General features: G+C 38.7%; 19 protein-coding genes. 15 read left to right on the top strand and 4 right to left on the bottom strand.

The genetic code is table 11. The annotated features are described in order from the left end of the window. Positions 1 to 92: 92 nt before the first annotated feature. The 5 genes from H1R81_RS07880 to purU all read left to right on the top strand — a co-directional run bounded on the left by H1R81_RS07880 (position 93) and on the right by purU (position 3,664). Positions 93 to 611, top strand: coding sequence for a DinB family protein (locus tag H1R81_RS07880; RefSeq protein ID WP_181840161.1), 519 nt, complete (start codon positions 93 to 95; stop codon positions 609 to 611). A 176-nt stretch (positions 612 to 787) separates the two neighbouring features. Then, positions 788 to 1,441 (top strand): thioredoxin family protein, encoded by a 654-nt coding sequence (locus tag H1R81_RS07875; RefSeq protein ID WP_181840160.1) that lies wholly within the window; start codon positions 788 to 790, stop codon positions 1,439 to 1,441. Between the two features lie 104 nt (positions 1,442 to 1,545). Further along, on the top strand, positions 1,546 to 2,361 hold the full coding sequence (gene mazG / locus H1R81_RS07870; protein ID WP_181840159.1) for a nucleoside triphosphate pyrophosphohydrolase: 816 nt from the start codon (positions 1,546 to 1,548) through the stop codon (positions 2,359 to 2,361). A 23-nt stretch (positions 2,362 to 2,384) separates the two neighbouring features. After that, positions 2,385 to 2,792 (top strand): Holliday junction resolvase RuvX, encoded by a 408-nt coding sequence (gene ruvX / locus H1R81_RS07865; protein ID WP_181840158.1) that lies wholly within the window; start codon positions 2,385 to 2,387, stop codon positions 2,790 to 2,792. A 32-nt stretch (positions 2,793 to 2,824) separates the two neighbouring features. Further along, positions 2,825 to 3,664: a formyltetrahydrofolate deformylase gene (gene purU, locus H1R81_RS07860; RefSeq protein ID WP_181840157.1), complete on the top strand. Its 840-nt coding sequence runs from the start codon at positions 2,825 to 2,827 to the stop codon at positions 3,662 to 3,664. A gap of 53 nt (positions 3,665 to 3,717) precedes the next feature. Here purU and H1R81_RS07855 read toward each other — a convergent pair whose 3' ends face one another. Then, the gene (locus tag H1R81_RS07855; protein ID WP_181840156.1) at positions 3,718 to 5,358 is read right to left on the bottom strand and encodes an OmpA family protein; all 1,641 of its coding nucleotides are present in this window, start codon (positions 5,356 to 5,358) and stop codon (positions 3,718 to 3,720) included. 217 nt (positions 5,359 to 5,575) lie between these two features. On the opposite strand from H1R81_RS07855, the gene H1R81_RS07850 reads away from it, so the two are divergent. Together H1R81_RS07850 and rsgA are read left to right on the top strand one after the other, a co-directional pair. Beyond that, positions 5,576 to 6,556, top strand: a complete 981-nt coding sequence (locus H1R81_RS07850) for a bifunctional heptose 7-phosphate kinase/heptose 1-phosphate adenyltransferase (protein WP_181840155.1) — start codon at positions 5,576 to 5,578, stop codon at positions 6,554 to 6,556. Positions 6,557 to 7,157: 601 nt separating this feature from the next. Further along, the gene (gene rsgA / locus H1R81_RS07845) at positions 7,158 to 8,066 is read left to right on the top strand and encodes a ribosome small subunit-dependent GTPase A (RefSeq protein WP_181840849.1); all 909 of its coding nucleotides are present in this window, start codon (positions 7,158 to 7,160) and stop codon (positions 8,064 to 8,066) included. Between the two features lie 8 nt (positions 8,067 to 8,074). On the opposite strand, the gene H1R81_RS07840 is transcribed toward rsgA, so the two are convergent. Further along, entirely contained in the window at positions 8,075 to 8,710 is a 636-nt protein-coding gene (locus H1R81_RS07840; RefSeq protein ID WP_181840154.1) for a phosphatase PAP2 family protein, read from the bottom strand. A 62-nt stretch (positions 8,711 to 8,772) separates the two neighbouring features. Between H1R81_RS07840 and H1R81_RS27405 the strand changes: the two genes are divergently transcribed. The 8 genes from H1R81_RS27405 to accC all read left to right on the top strand — a co-directional run bounded on the left by H1R81_RS27405 (position 8,773) and on the right by accC (position 15,184). Further along, entirely contained in the window at positions 8,773 to 9,321 is a 549-nt protein-coding gene (locus H1R81_RS27405; protein WP_181840153.1) for a DUF177 domain-containing protein, read from the top strand. Positions 9,322 to 9,390: 69 nt separating this feature from the next. Then, a complete protein-coding gene (gene rpmF, locus H1R81_RS07830; protein ID WP_130021442.1) occupies positions 9,391 to 9,582 on the top strand; it encodes a 50S ribosomal protein L32 in 192 nt (63 codons plus the stop codon). Between the two features lie 99 nt (positions 9,583 to 9,681). After that, on the top strand, positions 9,682 to 10,626 hold the full coding sequence (plsX, locus tag H1R81_RS07825) for a phosphate acyltransferase PlsX (RefSeq protein WP_181840152.1): 945 nt from the start codon (positions 9,682 to 9,684) through the stop codon (positions 10,624 to 10,626). A gap of 140 nt (positions 10,627 to 10,766) precedes the next feature. Beyond that, positions 10,767 to 11,753 carry a beta-ketoacyl-ACP synthase III gene (locus H1R81_RS07820; RefSeq protein ID WP_181840151.1) on the top strand — a complete coding sequence of 329 codons (987 nt, stop codon included), beginning with the start codon at positions 10,767 to 10,769 and terminating at the stop codon, positions 11,751 to 11,753. Positions 11,754 to 11,793: 40 nt separating this feature from the next. Further along, a complete protein-coding gene (locus H1R81_RS07815) occupies positions 11,794 to 12,462 on the top strand; it encodes a hypothetical protein (protein WP_181840150.1) in 669 nt (222 codons plus the stop codon). Positions 12,463 to 12,488: 26 nt separating this feature from the next. Beyond that, on the top strand, positions 12,489 to 13,064 hold the full coding sequence (efp, locus tag H1R81_RS07810) for an elongation factor P (RefSeq protein WP_181840149.1): 576 nt from the start codon (positions 12,489 to 12,491) through the stop codon (positions 13,062 to 13,064). Between the two features lie 194 nt (positions 13,065 to 13,258). Further along, positions 13,259 to 13,744, top strand: coding sequence for an acetyl-CoA carboxylase biotin carboxyl carrier protein (accB, locus tag H1R81_RS07805; protein ID WP_181840148.1), 486 nt, complete (start codon positions 13,259 to 13,261; stop codon positions 13,742 to 13,744). Between the two features lie 96 nt (positions 13,745 to 13,840). After that, positions 13,841 to 15,184 carry an acetyl-CoA carboxylase biotin carboxylase subunit gene (accC, locus tag H1R81_RS07800; RefSeq protein WP_181840147.1) on the top strand — a complete coding sequence of 448 codons (1,344 nt, stop codon included), beginning with the start codon at positions 13,841 to 13,843 and terminating at the stop codon, positions 15,182 to 15,184. A gap of 58 nt (positions 15,185 to 15,242) precedes the next feature. On the opposite strand, the gene H1R81_RS07795 is transcribed toward accC, so the two are convergent. Next, positions 15,243 to 16,670, bottom strand: coding sequence for a TolC family protein (locus H1R81_RS07795; protein ID WP_181840146.1), 1,428 nt, complete (start codon positions 16,668 to 16,670; stop codon positions 15,243 to 15,245). Next, positions 16,660 to 19,887 carry an efflux RND transporter permease subunit gene (locus H1R81_RS07790; protein WP_181840145.1) on the bottom strand — a complete coding sequence of 1,076 codons (3,228 nt, stop codon included), beginning with the start codon at positions 19,885 to 19,887 and terminating at the stop codon, positions 16,660 to 16,662. The genes H1R81_RS07795 and H1R81_RS07790 overlap by 11 nt, the downstream gene beginning before the upstream one ends. Between the last annotated feature and the right edge of the window lie 60 nt (positions 19,888 to 19,947).

Below are 19,947 nucleotides of genomic sequence, written 5' to 3'. Positions count from 1 at the left end.
AGAAATTTTAATAGTGCGTTAACAGGTAATAGGTCAGGGAACGTACCCTGTACGTTCCCATGATTTTCAATTCATCATTAAATCTCAAAATCATGACAAAACCAGAACTAAAAGAAGCATTAAAAGAGTGTTTCAACAGTCTTGCTAAAGTAACTGAAAACGTAGAAGAAGCACAATTCTTCGCTCCCATTGGTGAGAAATGGTCAATTGCCGAAAATATTCTTCATCTCACGCAATCTGCCAAAGGTCTCAATCAAGGGTTATCTATTCCAAAAGAAGTACTGGTTCGCCAATTTGGTAAGATTGACCGCCCTGTTTATGATTATGAAGGAGTAGTAAACGCATACCTGACTATTTTAGGTTCAGGCATTAAAGCAAGTGGGGCGTTTGTACCTACTTTGCCTGAAAACCCATCAAAGGCTATTCTGGTTAGCAGTTTTATTAAACACCATGAAACGTTAACTAACTATTTAGACGAATGGTCAGAAGCAGAATTAGATGAAATTGCTATTAAACATCCTGTCTTAAAACTCATGACCATCAGAGAAATATATTATTTTATGCATTATCATATCGGACATCATCAGAAAGCTATTCAGAAAGGGATATAATTAAACATTAGCTAAGCTCAAAACACTACCTCTCAAACACTATCCAACAAATTCAGTACTTATCTCCCAAAAGATATTTATATTTGTCTGCTGATTAAATTTAAACTATCGGTGATAAAATAAATCTAATATACGTGCGTTTGTTTAAGCAGATTTTTTGATAAAAATCACATAACATGAAAAAGAAAATGAGGTTTGTTCTGAGTTTGTTGGTAGGATTGAGTTTCTCCTCTCTCCTATCGTTTGCTATGATTAATGAGCAACCCGAATCATCTCTGAAAAGATTAGCAGGCTATGGTATTGGTGATGCCGTGACTGATTTCAAATTGAAGAATGTAGATGGAAAAACGGTCTCTTTAAATGACTTCGCCTCCGCCAAAGGTTTTATTGTAGTTTTTATTTCTAATCATTGTCCGTTTTCAAAATCCTATGAAGACCGCGTGATTGATATTGATAAAAAATATGCGTCACAGGGCTATCCGGTTATAGCTATTAATCCGAATGACCCCGAAGCCTATGAAGAAGATTCTTTTGTAAATATGCAGGCAAGAGCTAAAGAGAAAGGCTATACTTATCCTTACCTGACAGATAATACACAGGCCGTTACAAAGGCATTTGGGGCAATGCGTACCCCGCATGCCTTTGTATTAAATAAAGAAAACGGAAAAATAATTGTGCATTATATTGGAGCTATTGACGATAATCCACAAGACCCCGCCAACGTAACCAAGCACTATGTAACCGATGCAATAAACAGTTTGCTGTTAGGCAAACCTGTAGTAACTACTATTACCAAAGCCATTGGTTGTGCCATTAAATGGAAAACATAATATTCATTTTTGATAATTAATATTTTGCCATCTGCTCTTTTCAGATGGCTTTTTTATTTTTTATTCCGAACTTTACGAAAACTATCAGATAGAGAAACAGTTTTATGAGCAACAAACTCCCTTTAGTATTTCCTCCTGAACGCATGGAGAAACTCATGGCTTTCGACCGATTGCTTACCATTATGGATGAGTTAAGAGAGCAATGCCCGTGGGATAAAAAACAAACGATGGATACGTTGCGTCATCTGACTATTGAAGAAACATACGAATTATCGGATGCAATTTTAGAGAAAGACCTGCCTGAAATAAAAAAAGAATTAGGAGATATGATGCTTCATCTGGTTTTTTATTCAAGAATTGCCTCTGAAACCGGAGATTTTGATGTAGCCGATGTATTAAATAGTATCTGCGATAAACTCATAGCCCGCCACCCTCATATATATGGTGATGTAAAAGTAGAAAACGAAGAACAGGTAAAACAAAACTGGGAACAACTAAAGCTAAAAGAGGGAAATAAATCGGTATTGGGTGGTGTGCCACAATCGTTACCGGCTTTGGTAAAAGCGATGAGGATACAGGAGAAAGCCCGGGGAGTAGGTTTTGATTGGGAAGAAAAAAGTCAGGTATGGGGCAAGGTAGAAGAAGAAATGAAGGAGTTTAAAGAATTGTTTAATGCTGAAAAAGAAGAGGTGATAGATGCCGAGAAAGCCGAAGCTGAATTTGGTGATTTGCTTTTCTCTCTTGTGAATTATGCCCGATTCATTAACCTGAATCCTGAAACAGCATTAGAGCGTACCAATAAAAAGTTTATCAAGCGTTTTCAGTACCTTGAACAAAAAGCCAGAGAAGCTAATAAAAATCTGAAAGATATGACATTGGCCGAAATGGACATATTCTGGGAAGAAGCCAAACGTATTTAGTTCATCTTAAACTGCATAATCAATTGCCCAGAATACTTGCCATCGATTACGGAGCCAAACGTACAGGTCTGGCAGTAAGCGACCCGCTCAAAATCATTGCCTCGGCCTTAGAGACAGTACCCAGCGAAACCCTGATTGCCTACCTGAAAAAATATATCCAATCAGAAGAAGTTGAGGCATTTGTAGTAGGTATGCCCAAAAATCTTGATGGCTCCGATACACATGGCACAAGCTATGTGAACCAATTGATTGAAGAATTAAAAATAAATTTCCCTGCTACCCCTGTTCATTTGGTTGATGAACGATTTACTTCAAAAATGGCTGTTCAAACCATGATTACCGGAGGAATGAAGAAAAAAGACAGACAGGTAAAAGGCAATATTGATAAAATAAGTGCCGTGATTATATTGCAGAGTTTTATGGGTGTATAACCTTTAGTTTGAAGATTTCAGAAGATATAAATATGATTAAGCATATTCTTTTAATGGATGGACCCGATGCCAAGGGTCTCATTTTTCTGGTAACAAGTGTATTGTATAAAAACGAATGCAATATTCTCTCACAAGACGAATACGTGAGCCCTGACGGGCAGTTTTTTATGAGGACAGAATTTGTAGCGTCCGCCGAATTAGACCCTGAGAAAGTATTAAAAGACCTGAGAGAGAATATTCTTTCTACTGCTATTAATCTTAGGATAAATCCTAAAAAGAAGAAGGATATTGTAGTGCTATGCACCAAAGAACATCATTGCTTATCTGATTTGTTGATTCGTTACAATTTCGATGAATTAGATGCCAACATTCTCGCAGTCGTAAGTAATTATAATATTCTGCAACCTTTGGTAAGCAAATTTGGTATCCCTTTTCATTATGTAAGCCACGAGCATAAAACCCGTGAGCAACATGAAGAAGCTATCTTGCGTACCTTAGAGATTTATCAGCCAGAATATGTGGTATTGGCTAAATATATGCGCATCCTATCACCTGAATTTGTGGCGCATTATGCCAATAAAATAGTCAATATTCACCACTCTTTCTTACCTGCTTTTATTGGCGCTAACCCGTATCGGCAAGCCTACGAAAGAGGGGTAAAAATTATAGGGGCAACTGCTCACTTTGTGAATAATAATTTAGATGAAGGGCCAATCATTGCTCAGAATATCAAAGAAGTTGATCATAAATACACTTACCTTGATATGGCACGTGATGGAAAAGAGGTAGAAAAATCGGTACTCACCCAAGCCTTAAAATTAGTTTTTAATGATAGGGTGTTTATCTATGGCAACAGGACTGTGATACTGTGATGTGCTCCAGTGTTAAACTGTGATTAACCTTAATCACAGTTCTTTACAAAATCCTACTTCCTCACAATCGCCAACTGCACACGGCGGTTTTGTGCTTTACCTTCTTCCGTATCATTAGTAGCAATTGGTTTTGTTTCTCCATATCCTACACTGGTTACACGTGCCGCCTGGATTTTTTTGGAAAGCAGATATTTACGTACTGCCTCTGCTCTATCCTGCGATAATTTCATATTACTTTCGTTAGACCCTACATTATCGGTATGCCCCTGAATCTCTATAACAAGATTAGGGTTTTCTTTCATAGTGTCTACAATCCTGTCTAATTCAGGATATGAATCAGGGCGCAAAGTAGCTTTTGCATATTCAAAGAAGATATTGTTCAATGGCAACTCTACTCCCACCTCTATTGGTGCCACTATTACCATATCATTTTTTATCTCCTTATGCTCTTTTACCTGGGTTAGGTCTATAAATTTCTCAATACCAATAAATTCTTTGGCCTCCGCTCTATAACTATATTTAGCCCCATAAGGCAATACAATCGTCCATATTCCCGTAGCCGGATTAGTATAAGCTTCTCCTTCTTCTCCATCAGGAAGTACCCTATAGATAATCTTAGCATCCTGAACCGGTTTTCCTGTTTTGCTATCCATTACCCGCCCACTTACAATTACTACAGGCGTTGGCGCCAGACTATTCGGGTCAATGGGTGTGCCTCCATTGTCTAAATTCTTTTGTTCTTCTGATTTTTCAGAAGTTTGCAGACCTGCTACCACGGGTTCTTCCTTTTTCTCTTCACGCAATTTAAAGCGAACAATGTCATTTTTCCCTACTGAGTTTTTCTTGGTACTCATGTAGGCATATTCTCCAGATGCAGCTACAGTAAATGAATACTCATTGGCATCAGTGTTTACCTTATCACCCATATTTACTGGTTTCGACCATTTCGTCCAGCTTCTGTCCTTACGTTTGGATACCCATATGTCCGTTCCACCCAACCCATCTTTTCTATCAGAAGCAAAATATAATGTATAATTATCAGAAGCTAAAAAGGGTGTTGTTTCTGTACTTCCGGTATTAATATCTGGACCTAAGCTTTCTGGTTTCGACCACTTCCCATCTCTTCCCAAAAAGCATACAAATAGGTTATCTTCTTTTGAGTTTTTCTTTTCACTAAAAGCTAATATCAGAGTTTTACCATCATTCGATAAACAAGCTGTCAGGTATTGGCCTTTGCAGATTTCCTCAAACTTCGGTATCACTATCTGTTCCGGTTCCGACCAACCGGTTTTTGTTCTTTTGCACATTGAGATACCCACAGTATTATCTCTACGGCCATTATGATATACCCCCGAAATAAGAATTTTAGTACCATCAGGGGTAATACTGAACAAATCATTGAATTGATCCTTATTAATAGTGTTAGGCATTCTGCGGGCAATTGTCCAGTTGCCATCATCCCGTTTTTCCGAATACCAGACATCATGACTACCGGGCGCATCAGGGCTGCCTTTTGTGCCAAAACTGTTAGATGGGTGGCTCACGCGCACAAAATAGAGTGTTTTATCATCAGGAGAAATAATAGGATTCAGTTCACTGTACTCCGTATTAATGGCAGAGCCTAATTGCTCCAGCTTTTGAGCTTTAGCTAAAAAGGAAGTAATTACAGCTAATAAAAGGATACTATAACGCATAGTTTTGTTGGTAGTCGGTATGGCAAATGTACTATTTATCTGTCATACTATCGTGTTTCTTCAATGGTCTGTACTATTTATACTAAAAATAACTGCTTACAAATAACGCAATCTCTCTGCCAAAATGTATGATTTTTTAAAAAAATCGTTTAAAATCCTTAGTTTTGCATCTCCAAAAAATAAGTAAACCATTCGATAATACGAAATCCATTTTTGAATGACAGTCAATCAAATTTTTGATTCTTTTGATAATCTGCGAGTCTTAATTATAGGTGATGTAATGATAGACTCTTATATATTCGGAAAAGTAGAAAGAATTTCACCCGAAGCTCCTATTCCGGTAGTAAATGTAAAACGCAAAGAGATACGCCTGGGAGGAGCCGGAAATGTAGCCATGAATATAAAATCGCTGGGTGCTACGCCGGTCTTATGTTCAGTAATAGGGGCTGACCCGGAAGCAAAAGATTTAATCGAATTATTAAATAGTAGTTCTTTGCCTGTTGAAGGCATAATACAAAGCCCTAATCGGGTAACGACCGTGAAGCAACGGATTATGGCAGGCTCCCAACACGTGGTCAGGATAGATTCGGAAATGGATACAGTTATTAATGCAGAAGAAAGAAGCCAACTGATAGAAAAAGCTAAATCGCTGATTCCATCGTGTGATGTATTGATATTTGAAGACTATGATAAAGGCGTTTTAGACCAACAAAGTATTCAGGAAATTGTAACTTTTGCCAAACATCACAAGATACCCACCATTGTTGACCCTAAAAAGCGTAATTTTACCCATTATCAGGGAACAGATTTATTTAAGCCAAATCTTAAGGAATTGAAAGAAGGCTTGAAAATAGATTTTAATGCCGATAAATTAGACGAAATTAAGACTATTGTAGCAGAAGCAAAAAAAACATTAGGTGTAAATGGTATTTTCCTGACTTTATCTGAAAGAGGCGTTTTTATTGATTTTCAGAACGAGGTGCACCATATCACGGCACATCTGAGAAGTATTACTGATGTATCAGGGGCTGGAGATACTGTGGTAAGTATTGCCGCTATTTGTTTAGGACTAAAATTATCACCAAAGACTATTGCAGAATTATCAAATTTGGGTGGGGGTCTGGTTTGCGAATCTGTTGGAGTAGTACCAATTGAAAAAGCAAAACTAAGGGCAGAATACCAGAAAAATAATCAATAAGAAGAACCAAGGGCGTATGCCTACGCCCTTAATATATTGGCAAAAGATTCCCTGTACTTGCTTTAATCAAAAGCAGGCCAGATAGAGAATCTGATATTTGAGTAAAATGCTTTTGGCTACAATTCATGTGGCTAAATTATCTTACATAAGGTCTGTAATAAGGTAATGTTGGTCTGGTTTTCTTGGTTAAAGAAAAAACGACAACTCCCACAGCTACAGCAGCGATTCCGAATAAAACTCCCTTTTTCATGGTTGTATTAGATTTATTTAAATAATAGATGATACTGATAACTAATAAACGTAAGAATTGACTAAAACGTTGTGGCAAACTCTTAAAAAATTCTTAAAAATTTATTTAACGGCGAATTTCCTTTTTTTATTTGATATACTTAGCCGATAAAAGTGAAATTAATGCGAAAATCTAAGCAACAATTATCATTTATCTTCTGTTACTCTATTCTTTGAGTTGTTGTGAATGCCACAAAACAGAAAATAATTTTTATCTGATTTTTAAGAAAAATTTAAGTTTTGACTATTAACTTTAACGAATTATTTCATAATTAAAATTCAGCAAGTTTTGAGCCAAAAAATAGGTTTAGTGATGCGTTCTACAGGTTCCTGGTATGAAGTTCGTACTGAGGAGGGGGATATTTTGCAGTGTCGGCTGAAAGGGAAGTTTAAAATCAAAGATTTAAAGGTAACAAACCCGATTGCGGTAGGAGATAAAGTAGCCTATGAGATTGAAAATGAAACCGAAAATACAGGCATTATTTACGAAATTCTCCCACGAGAAAACTATATCATTCGCCAATCGGTACACAAAGCAGCACATGGACATTTATTAGCAACCAATCTCGACCAGGCCGTATTGATTGCCACCCTTACTTTCCCAAGAACTTCTTTAGGGTTTATTGACCGCTTTTTAGTAACAGCTGAAGCATTCCGCATTCCTACGGTTCTGGTATTTAATAAATTAGATATTTTAGACAATGAAATGATAGCTTATCAGGAAGAACTTGCCGACCTATACGAAAGTCTGGGTTATCAGTGTTTGTTTACTTCGGCTGTTAATAATATTGGGGTTGATGCGTTCCATGAATTACTCAAAGGGAAGGTATCCTTATTATCAGGTCATTCGGGTGTCGGTAAATCTACTTTGGTTAATGCCATTGCGCCTGATTTAGATTTACGTACTTCTGAAATCTCGACCTTTGCCAATAAAGGCGTACATACCACCACTTTTGCTGAAATGTTTGAAATTGGTTCCGATACTTTTATCATCGATTCTCCGGGCATTAAAGAATTAGGGCTGGCAGATATGGAAAAAGAAGAAATCAGCCATTACTTTCCTGAAATGCGAGAACTCTTAGGCGAATGCCGTTTCCATAATTGCCTGCACATCGATGAGCCTAAATGCGCCGTAAAAGATGGGGTTGTAGAAGGTATTATCGCAGAAAGCCGATATAGTAGCTATCTGAGCATGATGTTAGGAGAAGATAACAGGAAGTAACAATTGTTTCATGTGGTGTGAACGTCCCGTTCGCGCCACATGAAAACAACCCCCAACACCACAGCCACGCCCAAAATACTCCCTGCAAAAACATCTCTCGGAAAATGTTGAAATAAATATACTCTTGAATACCCTATCAACATCCCTAAAAACAGCCATAAAAAGCCAAGCGCATTATTTCTGGCTACTAATAGGTAAAAACAGGCAAACGCAAAGCCTGTGAATGTATGCCCTGATGGGAAACTCTGCCAATGATGTATTTCCAGACCTTGAACGAGATGAATGGCTCGTCCACTATGCCCATATACCTCCATAGGTCTGGGCAGGTTGAAAAGATTTTTCAGACCTATGCTTACAATTCCTTTGGTAATCCAAATAATTATAAGCATTATTGCTTTGTTTTTTATGTCTTTTTTTTCTTTGAAATATTGGTACAGAAACACTACCAGTGGTATTAACCAGAGCCCATCTTCACCTAAAAGTGTAATCAACTGAAAGAAAGTATCGAGAAAAGGATTGTTGTGTTGATTTACCCAAAATATCATTTCAGTAGGTGAAAAAGCTATCAGTAAACAGGCCAGAATAATCAGCCACAAAAAAAACAGGATAAAAAACAAACGGTGATTTCTAAGAATTTTAAGCATTTTCTCTAAAAACTTTCTTAATTCCAAAATTAGCAGTAAATTTGCAACCTTTCTGTAAAAAAGTGAGCAAGGTAACATCAAAATATGACATCCACATTCAGGGCCTCGAAAATAAGCGATATACTTATGAATTTGAAGGAGGCAATGAATTTTTTGAGTTTTTTGAGCAGGATATTATTACAAGCGGCCATTTTAAAGCCAATGTAGTAATTGACAAGAACTCGGCACTATTGCAGTTGTTTTTTGATATAGAAGGAATAATAGAAATGACATGCGACCGATGTCTCGAACCTTTTGAAGAACCTGTACATTTAAAAGAAAAGTATATCTATAAGTTTGGTGATAGACACGAAGAGATCACCGACGAAATAGAAATGATTCCACAAAACACCGCAACTATTAATATCGCTCAACACATCTATGACTTTATCGGGGTTTCGCTTCCTATGAAGAAATTACACCCCAGATTCAGAAATGAAGAAGAGGATGAAGATGATAAATTTATATATTCGACAGAAGAAGGAGACCTGGAAGAAGAAAAAGAAGAGACTATAGACCCCCGTTGGGCAGCTCTCCTGTCACTGAAGAACCCGAAAGACGGACAAAATTAAGATAAATATAAGTACAAAAATATTAATGCTGGCTTGGGAAAGACGGTATTAGTTAAATTCAATCGAACAATGGCACATCCAAAACGAAGACATTCGACAACAAGAAGAGATAAACGTAGAACACACGATGCTTTATCAACAAAAGCATTGGCAGTAGATGCAACTACAGGTGAGATTCACCTTCGCCACCGTGCACACGTATTTGAAGGAAATTTGTATTACAAAGGGAAATTAGTGGTTGAAAGCTACGAAAAAGCATAAGATTTTTCGTAAATGCCTGATTCTGATATTTTTTAAATATCTTGAAGCTTTAAAACTTTCAGAAACAGGTTTATCATTATTCACTAAAGCCATTCCTTTATGAAAATTGCCGTTGATGCAATGGGAGGTGATTATGCTCCCAAAGCCATTGTCGAAGGTGCCGTAATAGCTGCGAATCATTTACCCGAAGGTACAAAAATTGTATTGGTAGGCAAACAAGGAGTCATGTTAGATATTTTAAGAACCTTGAAATATCCTGCTAACTCTATTGAAATGGTTAATGCCGATGACATTATCGAGATGAGTGAGCATCCTACAAGAGCATTTTCTCAAAAACCCAATTCCAGCATTGGAGTTGGGTTTAAACTTTTAAAAGAGAAACAAGTGGATGCCTTTTGTAGCGCAGGAAATACAGGTGCTATGATGGTGGGGTCACTGTTTACATTAAAAACAGTAGGCAATATCCAACGCCCTCCTATTGCCGGCTTTTTCCCGCTGAAAAATGGTGGCTATAGCCTTATGCTTGACATAGGTGCTAATGCCGACTGCAAGCCGGAAGTATTAGCTGAGTTCGCAGAATTAGGTTCACTCTATGCCCGATTCTCATTTGGAATAGAACGCCCCAAAGTAGCTTTGCTGAATATCGGCGAAGAAGAGCAAAAAGGCTCAACCGTTGTTCAGGCAGCATATCAGTTATTAAAAATCAACAAAAAGATAAACTTTATTGGTAACGTCGAAGGCCGTGATTTATTTGACGGAAAGGCAGACGTAATTGTTACTGAAGGTTTTACCGGAAATGTGATTTTTAAAATGGGTGAGTCTTTATACGATTATGCAGCAGAGCAAGGCATTAAAGACCCTCTGATTGATCGTATGAATTATGAAGTTGGCGGTGGCAGCCCGATTATCGGTATTAAGGGTAATGTAATTGTAGCGCACGGTATTTCAAGCCCTGAAGCTATCAAGAATATGATTTTGCTGGCCAAGCGTCAGGTAGACTCAAAGGTAACCGAGCAAATTGTGGAAGCATACGAAGATAGATAAGCCTGTAATGTTTAGCCTTTTATAACTTTACAGGCTTATTTTTGTTAATAAATAATACTTTTCCTACTGATAAACTAACCCCAGTAACGGAAAGAGGCCTAAATATCACCTTCTGTCAAGGGGTTGGACAAAATTGTACAATGAAACTTAGAGCAGCTATCACAGGTGTTCATGGCTACGTGCCAGAAGATATTTTAACTAACGAAGACTTATCTAAGATTGTAGAAACCAGTGATGAGTGGATAACCACCCGAACAGGTATCAAACAACGCCATATTCAACGTGGAGAAGGTTTAGCTACTTCTCACATGGCCTCTGAAGCCGTAAAAGGCCTCCTCAAAAAAACAAACACTCAACCCGAAGAAATAGATTTAGTGATTTGTGCAACGGTAACACCTGACTACATGTTTCCGTCAACAGCCAATCTGGTTTGCACACAATGTGGTATTCCTACTATTGGGAGTTTCGATGTTCTGGCTGCCTGTTCAGGCTTTTTATATGCCTTATCTATTGGTTCACAGTTTATTGAATCAGGCCGATATAAAAAAGTGATTATAATAGGGGCAGATAAAATGTCTGCTATTGTTGACTACACCGACCGCACCACTTGTGTTTTATTTGGTGATGGTGCTGGTGCTGTAATGCTTGAACCTACAACTGAAGAGAACGGGCTAATGGATTTCCTGCTCCGCTCTGACGGGTCTGGTGAAAATCATCTAATCATGAAAGGTGGAGGAAGCCGCTTCCCGGCTTCTCATGAAACCGTTGATCAACGCTTACACTATATTCATCAGGAAGGACCCTCTGTATTCAAATTTGCCGTTACAAATATGGCTGATATTTCGGCTGAGATTATGGAACGCAACAATCTGACCGGAGACGATGTTGCCTGGTTGGTACCACATCAAGCCAATAAGCGTATTATTGATGCTACCGCACGCCGTATGGGAATTGGTGACGAAAAAGTAATGCTTAATATCCAGAAATACGGAAATACAACTGCCGGCACTATACCCCTTTGCCTCTTTGATTATGAAAACCAATTAAAAAAAGGTGATAATCTAATTCTGGCAGCTTTCGGGGGCGGTTTCACGTGGGGGTCTGCCTATATTAAATGGGCGTACTAAAAAAGTAAAAAGATAAAACTATCTAACACAACACAGTAAAATGAAAAAATTACTGCTATTAATGCTAACCCTTTTAGGGTTAAATACTTCGTTTGCACAGCAAATGAGAGTGGTTGAACACTATTCGTTAGGCTATGGTTTTGACAAAAAGACTTCAGTTCCGACGTTTATGTATAGCCAGACCTTAATAATGGGTAAAAACAATAATTTTGCGATTGGTACAGGTTTCAGGATAACCTCTTTTTTTGCTAAAGGGAAAACCTATGCAGGTATTGAATCTAAAAACGAAAAAGTAAGTTTTGTTCCTTATCCACGAGCGAATGTAACAACAATTAATGTTCCGCTTGTTCTGGAGTTTCAGGCAAAAAAACTCTTAATAGGTGCAAATATTGATTTAATCGGATTTGCTTTTGGTAAAACAAGAGATTCGCTTAATGTAAAAAATAATAGTGCACAACGTTTAGATTCACTAAGTGCCAATCCACCAGGTCTGAATTTAGCATTGGGTGGTAGAGGGACAACCAATAATCAGATATATATTGGTTTCAGACCACAGGAAGAATTAACCATTAAAGTAGGAGTAAGTTTCCTGTTCAATCAGTATAATGCACGTTATCGCAGAAATGGTAAAGATGTTGATTTCGGGCGTTTTAAATATGATGTTCCGGCAATGCCTTTTGTAAGTATAGTTTTTAATTTTGAACGATAAATATATTTAGTTAATACTAATCAGTAATGGCAACAACAGCAGATTTTAGAAATGGACTTTGTCTTGATTGGAACAATGACCTTTATACAATTGTAGAATTTCAACACGTAAAACCTGGTAAAGGCCCGGCTTTTGTGAGAACGAAACTAAGAAACCTCCGCACCGGAAGAGTAATTGATAATACTTTTAACTCTGGTGTAACGGTTACTACAGCCCGTATAGAAAAAAGACAATACCAATTTCTATACAAAGACGAAACAGGTTTCAATTTTATGGAAACCGAAACATTCGAACAAGTAAATATAGAAGATAAACTGGTTCCGCAGGCTGACCTGTTGAAAGAAGGACAGCAAGTAGATATATTAGTGCATGCTGAAACTGAAACTATTCTGAGTGTAGAGTTACCTGCTTATGTAGAACTAAGAGTAACTTATACTGAACCTGGTGTGAAAGGTGATACTGCCAACAGCCCATCAAAACCGGCAACTGTTGAAACCGGAGCCACAATTAAAGTACCTCTTTTTATCGAAAACGATGAGTTGATTCGTGTAAATACAACTTCTTACGAATACGATTCGAGAGTAAAAGAGTCAAAAAATTAATAAAAGACGACATCGCATTTGTGTAGAAACAGGAAGTGAATAAAATTGATTTTAAGGATTTTTTAATTCTGAAATCAAACCTGAGCGTTCCTGATTTCTTTGTGGGTGTCGTCTTTATGTTTACTTTTGTAGGAACATACTCCTGAAACCAGATAAACTATAACTCAATTACAAACGACAAATCTTTACCCTTCATGGAAACAAAAGACATTCAGAAACTGATAGACTTTATTGCTCAATCAGGATTAGATGAAGTAAATATCGAAACATCGGAGTTAAAACTGGCTATTAAGCGCTATTCAAATGTAGCACCTGTAGCAGTTCAGGCAGCAACTGCTCCTGCTATTCAGGCTCCTGTTTCTGCACCAACCCCTGCTGCGGTTGTTCCTGTAAGTCAGCCTGCTGCACCTGTTGCTCAACCTGCTGCTGCAGACACAAGCAAACTGATTACTATCAAATCACCAATGATTGGTACATTCTATCGTTCTGCGGGCCCTGACAAGCCGTTCTTTGTAGAAGTAGGCGACGAAATCTCATCGGGTAAAGTTGTTTGTATCATTGAAGCAATGAAGCTGTTCAACGAAATTGAATCTGAAGTATCAGGAAAAATCGTGAAAATATTGGTTGATAATGCCTCACCTGTTGAGTTCGACCAACCACTATTCCTGGTAGAACCTTGATAGGTTTAATTGCAGAATAGGTTTCATAACATTTTTCTATCAAATTTGTTAATTGATTCAATAGCCGAAACGCTTACAATTCCTAATTGAAACGATATGTTCAAGAAAATACTTATAGCCAACCGTGGTGAAATTGCCCTGCGTATCATCAGAACCTGTAAAGAGATGGGCATAAAAACGGTGGCTGTTTATTCAACTGCCGACCGCGACAGTTTACATGTACGTTTTGCTGATGAAGCCGTTTGCATCGGCCCTGCTATCAGCAAACAATCTTATCTGAATATCCCGAATATTATTTCTGCTGCCGAAATCACTAATGCCGATGCTATCCATCCGGGTTATGGTTTCTTATCAGAAAACGCCGAGTTTTCAAGAATATGTGCCGAATACGGTATCAAATTTATCGGAGCTACTGCTGAGCAAATCAACTATATGGGCGATAAAGCCACAGCAAAAGCAACCATGAAAGATTCTGGTGTACCTGTTATTCCTGGTTCGGAAGGCTTATTGGAATCGGTTGAAGAAGGCAAGAAAATAGCCAAAGAAATCGGGTATCCGGTTATCGTGAAGGCAACTGCCGGTGGTGGTGGACGTGGTATGCGTATCATCAAAGAAGAAAGTGAGTTTGAAAAAGCTTGGGACGATGCCAAAATGGAATCAGGAGCCGCTTTCGGAAATGATGGCCTATATCTGGAGAAATTCGTAGAAGAGCCTCGCCACATCGAAATTCAGGTAGTAGGTGACCAATATGGCAAAGTATGCCACTTATCAGAGCGTGACTGTTCTATCCAGCGCCGTCACCAGAAATTAGTGGAAGAAACTCCTTCGCCGATTGTTTCGCAGGAACTGCGTGAGAGAATGGGTGAAGCAGCCATTAAAGGTGCCGCAGCCATCGGTTACGAAGGTGCAGGTACTATAGAGTTTCTGGTTGATAAATACGGTGAGTTCTATTTCATGGAAATGAACACCCGTATTCAGGTTGAGCACCCGATTACTGAAGAAGTAACTGATTTTGACTTAATCAAAGAGCAGATAAAAGTTGCGGCAGGCGTACCGATTTCAGGCAAAAACTATTTCCCGAAATTGTATGCGATGGAGTGTCGTATCAATGCCGAAGACCCAGGCAATAATTTCCGTCCATCACCGGGTAAAATCACTAATCTGCATTTACCAGGTGGGCATGGCGTGAGAGTTGACAGCCACGTGTATGCAGGCTATACCATTCCGCCAAACTACGATTCTATGATTGCAAAGTTAATTGTAACAGGCCAATCAAGAGAAGAAGTGATAACCCGCATGAAACGCGCCTTACAGGAGTTTGTAATTGAAGGGGTTAAAACCACGATTCCTTTCCACATTAAACTTATGGAAGACGAACAATTCAAGTCTGGTCATTTCACTACCAAATTCTTAGAAGGTTTTGATTTTAGCGATTTATAAATAAAATGCCCTCATTCACATGAGGGCATTTTTTATGTGGTTTTGTTCTACCAATCAACTACTTCCAACCACCACCTAATGCCTTATAAATATTTACTTCGGCGTTCAGTTGTTTTTTCTTAATCTCCATCAATTCCATTTTTGCTTCGAGTGCTTCTCTCTGCGTTAGCAAAACCTCGGTATAATCTGCTCTCGCTGATTTGAAGAGGCTATTAGAGATTTCGATTGAACTACTCAGAATATCTACCTGATTAGCTTTTGTTAGATAGCTATCAGAATAGTTTTTATTCCCTGCCAATTGATTAATTACTTCTAAATGCGCATTCAAGACTGTTTGCTCATATTTATATACAGCCTGAATCTGCCTTTCGTTGGCATTATAATAATTGGCCTTAATCGCATTTTTATTGATTAAAGGAGCAATCAAATCGCCCAGAACATTAACGGCGATTGACTTAGGATTAATCAGATAAATAGGATTAAATGCCTGCAAACCAATACCTGCACGAAGCGTAATATTCGGATAAAAAGCGGCTCTTGCTACGGCAATATCCAGTTTTGTAGCCTCTAATTCCTGCTCCGCCTGACGGATATCAGGACGATTGCTCAGTAATTGCGATGGGATTCCCGCTGAAATCTTCAAAAACTGAATATTATTAAGATTAGCAGAATTACGCTTCACAGGCTGAGGGTTTCTTGCCAGCAAGAAATTGATCCGGTTTTCGGTTTCTACAATTTGCTGTTGAATCTCATATTTAAGGTTTTCAGTATTCAATACCTGCGCCATAAAACGATTTACCGCCAACTGATTCACACGTGCAGCATCTTTTTGCACCTTTACCATTTCAAGTGCATCTTTCTGAAGAGTAATATTTTGCTGTACAATTTCCAATTGATTATCCAATATTACCAATTCGTAATAAGAGTTAGCTATCTCGCCAATAAGGTTTGTGACTACAAAATTTCTACCTTCTATACCAGACAAATAACGTTTTACGGCAGCATCTTTGGCATTGTGGAGTTTCTTCCAAACGTCAATTTCCCACGAAAACGTACCCATAAGCGTTTGCTCGCCAATATACCTCGGCAACTTCTCTGATCTTGTTTTTGCGTCTTCTTCCGAAACCCCATCCCATGTATAACGACTCGATTTATCAGCACCCAAACCTGCCGTTAAAAAACCAAATGGCTGGTACTCCCCTTTTCTTGCCATGATTTCGTTGCGGCTGATTTCGATTTCATGAAGCATCATATTCAGCTCCTGATTGTTTTTAAGAGCTTCGTCAATCAAATCGGTCAGGTTATTATCACTGAAATAGTTTCTCCAGAGAATATTTTCAGCTTTGGTTGTATCTCCATTGAGGGCATATTTATCCGGCAATGAGTTGGTAACTGTTTTGGTCGGTAAATTCTCTACCTTACAACTGCCTAAACCCATAATCAGGATCAAAAAGAGACCATATATTTTTATTCTCTTATTCTTCATTTTGTTTCAAGATTTTTGCAATTAACTTTCTAAGTCTACTTTGTTCGCCAAGTTCGGTTTGATTTTCTACCAAATCCTCACTCAGCGTCATTACGGCTTCATCATTGATCAGTTTTCTTCCATCAATCATTTTACCAAAAATGTAATATAGCCCCGGTACAATTAAGACCCCGAAGATTGTTCCGAACAACATCCCGCCCAAAGCAGACGAGCCAATAGTTTTATTACCCACTGCACCTGCACCATGAGCCCTCACCAATGGAATCATACCTGCAATAAAGGCAAAGGACGTCATAAGGATAGGTCTGAAACGTTCTTTTGCACCTTCAATAGCAGCTTCAAGCACCGACACCCCTTCGTTACGTTTTTGTATGGCAAACTCCACAATCAATACAGCATTTTTACCCAGAAGACCCGTAAGCATAATCAAACCAATCTGTGCAAATACGTCATTACTCAACCCCATTCCTTTTAATAACAGGAAAGAACCGAATATACCCGGAGGTAAGGATAGGATAACGGCCAGAGGCATGATAAAGCTTTCGTATTGTGCGGCTAACACCAGATAAACGAAAAACACAACCACAAGGAAAATAATGATTGCTTCGTTTCCACGCCGGGCCTCATCATACGATAGTCCTTCCCAGGCTATATCGTAGCCCTTAGGTAAAGCCGTTTCAGCTACTTCACGAATCGCCTTAATGGCATCACCAGAAGTATAGCCCGGAGCTGGTACACCATTGATAAGTGCCGATGTATATAAATTATATCTGGCAATTTCGTTAGGCCCCTGTGTTTTTTTGATAGTCATAAAAGCTGAATAGGGTACCATTTCGCCTTCATCATTTTTAATAAACATATTCAGAATATCGTTAGGATCCTTTCTGAACGCCGGGTCAGCCTGTGTATAAACCTTATAGTATTTATTAAATCGTATAAAGCCTTGCTCATAGGTACTACCAATCATGATGTTGAGATTTTCCATGGCTTTACCCACTGAAACCCCTTTTTGCATCGCCAACACATTATTTACCTGTATTTCGTATTGCGGATAATTGGCAGAATAAAAAGTAAATAATCCTGAAAGCTCTTTTCGCTTTCTCAAGGCTGCAACAAAATCTTTATTTACCTGATCAAACTTCTGGTAATCTACATCGCTACCCTTATCTAACAATCGAACCGCAAAACCAGAGGAAGCACCATAACCCGGCACAGCTGGTGGTTCAAAATATTCGATTACAGCTCCGATATTTTTCGTTTTTTCTTCTAAATCTTCTATAACCTCCTTCACAGATTCCTTTCTCTCCGACCAGTCTTTGAGGTTAATTAAACAAGTACCGGCATTTGAGCCCCGCCCTTCTGTAAGAATCTCATAACCTGCCATAGCCGTTACTGATTGTACACCTTCAGTTTCCTTGGCAATTTTCTGTAATTCCATCGAAATAGCATTGGTTCTTTCGAGTGTAGTACCAGGAGGTGTCTGAATAATCGCATAAATCTGCCCTTGATCTTCCCCGGGTATGAAACCGGCCGGTAGAATAGTGTTAATACCCATAATACCCAATGCAAAAGCTATCAATACACCGAAGGTAACCACTCTACGGTTGACAATAATTGTCAGAAATTTAGTGTATTTACCCAATAGCCATTCAAACCTTCTATTGAACCAATCAATAAACTTGTCTATAGGTGATTTTTTCTTTGCCTGTCCATGTGTATTTTTCAAAATCATAGCACATAATACAGGTGTAAGTGTAAGAGCCACCACACCAGAAAGCACGATCGACGAAGCCATCGTAATAGCAAACTGTCTGTAGAGCACCCCAACCGGACCAGTCATAAATGCCACCGGCACAAATACGGCCGTCATAATCAGGGTAATGGCAATAATAGCACCACTAATTTCGCTCAATACTTTCTGTACTGCCTTAAACGGAGTTAAATGTTCTTCCGCCATCTTTACATGGACGGCCTCTACTACCACAATGGCATCATCAACAACCACCCCAATAGCCAATACCAATGCAAAGAGTGTAATGAGGTTGATACCAATCCCAAAGAACTGCATGAAAACGAATGCACCAATCAACGAAACAGGTACAGCCAAAGTTGGTATCAAGGTAGAACGGAAATCTCCAAGGAAAAGGAATACCACCAATGATACCAGAATAAATGCTTCTAAAAGTGTATGTAATACCTGGTCAATGGAAGCATTTACGAAGCTTGAAACGTCATAGTTGATTTCGTAATCAACTCCCGGAGGGAAGTTTTTCTTCAACTCTTCCAGTTTCGCTTTCACATCTCCAATAATTTTATTGGAGTTACTACCAGGGTTTTGTTTCAAGATTAATGAAGCCGATGGATAGCCGTCTTTATTGGTATAAATATCCACAAACTCACTTCCCACTTCTACGTTGGCTACATCTTTCAATTTTAGAATTTCTCCTTCCGAATTTGCCCTGATAATAATGTCTTTATACTGCTCTGGCTTATTGTACCAGCCTTGGTAAGTAAAGACGTATTCGAGTGATTGCGCTACCTTACCAGAACTTAAACCGACACGTCCCGGGCGACCCAGCACACTTTGTTCGTCAATGGCACTCAAAACTTCATCAGCAGAAATATTGTAAGCTCTCATTCTGTCAGGATTCAACCATACCCTAATAGAGAATGCCCTGCTACCAACAATCTCAGAACGGCCCACCCCGCTTATACGTTGTAATTCAGGAACAACCAGGTTGTCAGCATAATTGAACAAAAACTTTTGGTCATACTCTTTATCAGTACTAAAAAAGTTGACATACATGAGCATACTTGGTTGTACTGGAGTAATAATAACCCCTTCGCGCTGAACCAAAAGTGGTAAGTTTGCCCAAACCTGATCCACGCGGGTTTTTACACGGGCAGCAGCAATGGTAGGGTCAATACCCGGCTCAAAAACAATCTGTACCGTTGCTTCACTGGCACTCGTTGCATCCGACATCATGTACTGCATTCCCGGCACACCATTAATGGCGCGTTCCATGATAGTCAGAGTAGACTTTACTAATACATCAGCGTTTGAGCCTGGGAACTCAATGAAAATATTTACCCGTGGAGGGGCTATTTCAGGAAATTGCGATATGGGGCGGGTGAAAATCGACAACACCCCCAAAAAGACGATTGCCAGAGACATGGCAATAGCCAGGACTGGTCTATGTATGAATTTGCTAAACATTTTTTCTGAGTTTTGTCAATACCTTAAAGGTTACGAATCATCACGGAATCTAAAACCAAT

Source organism: Emticicia sp. BO119 (assembly GCF_013912375.1).
In the GTDB taxonomy this organism is placed as follows: domain Bacteria; phylum Bacteroidota; class Bacteroidia; order Cytophagales; family Spirosomataceae; genus Emticicia.
This window is presented reverse-complemented; position numbering and strand designations above follow the sequence as displayed.

What these genes read in the sequence shown, in the direction of transcription:
- H1R81_RS07880 (WP_181840161.1), top strand. Translation starts at nt 93, where the DNA reads ATGACAAAACCAGAACTAAAAGAAGCATTAAAAGAGTGTTTCAACAGT.
- H1R81_RS07875 (WP_181840160.1), top strand. Translation starts at nt 788, where the DNA reads ATGAAAAAGAAAATGAGGTTTGTTCTGAGTTTGTTGGTAGGATTGAGT.
- mazG (WP_181840159.1), top strand. Translation starts at nt 1,546, where the DNA reads ATGAGCAACAAACTCCCTTTAGTATTTCCTCCTGAACGCATGGAGAAA.
- purU (WP_181840157.1), top strand. Translation starts at nt 2,825, where the DNA reads ATGATTAAGCATATTCTTTTAATGGATGGACCCGATGCCAAGGGTCTC.
- H1R81_RS07855 (WP_181840156.1), bottom strand. Translation starts at nt 5,358, where the DNA reads ATGCGTTATAGTATCCTTTTATTAGCTGTAATTACTTCCTTTTTAGCT.
- H1R81_RS07850 (WP_181840155.1), top strand. Translation starts at nt 5,576, where the DNA reads ATGACAGTCAATCAAATTTTTGATTCTTTTGATAATCTGCGAGTCTTA.
- rsgA (WP_181840849.1), top strand. Translation starts at nt 7,158, where the DNA reads ATGCGTTCTACAGGTTCCTGGTATGAAGTTCGTACTGAGGAGGGGGAT.
- H1R81_RS07840 (WP_181840154.1), bottom strand. Translation starts at nt 8,710, where the DNA reads ATGCTTAAAATTCTTAGAAATCACCGTTTGTTTTTTATCCTGTTTTTT.
- rpmF (WP_130021442.1), top strand. Translation starts at nt 9,391, where the DNA reads ATGGCACATCCAAAACGAAGACATTCGACAACAAGAAGAGATAAACGT.
- plsX (WP_181840152.1), top strand. Translation starts at nt 9,682, where the DNA reads ATGAAAATTGCCGTTGATGCAATGGGAGGTGATTATGCTCCCAAAGCC.
- H1R81_RS07820 (WP_181840151.1), top strand. Translation starts at nt 10,767, where the DNA reads ATGAAACTTAGAGCAGCTATCACAGGTGTTCATGGCTACGTGCCAGAA.
- H1R81_RS07815 (WP_181840150.1), top strand. Translation starts at nt 11,794, where the DNA reads ATGAAAAAATTACTGCTATTAATGCTAACCCTTTTAGGGTTAAATACT.
- efp (WP_181840149.1), top strand. Translation starts at nt 12,489, where the DNA reads ATGGCAACAACAGCAGATTTTAGAAATGGACTTTGTCTTGATTGGAAC.
- accB (WP_181840148.1), top strand. Translation starts at nt 13,259, where the DNA reads ATGGAAACAAAAGACATTCAGAAACTGATAGACTTTATTGCTCAATCA.
- accC (WP_181840147.1), top strand. Translation starts at nt 13,841, where the DNA reads ATGTTCAAGAAAATACTTATAGCCAACCGTGGTGAAATTGCCCTGCGT.
- H1R81_RS07795 (WP_181840146.1), bottom strand. Translation starts at nt 16,670, where the DNA reads ATGAAGAATAAGAGAATAAAAATATATGGTCTCTTTTTGATCCTGATT.
- H1R81_RS07790 (WP_181840145.1), bottom strand. Translation starts at nt 19,887, where the DNA reads ATGTTTAGCAAATTCATACATAGACCAGTCCTGGCTATTGCCATGTCT.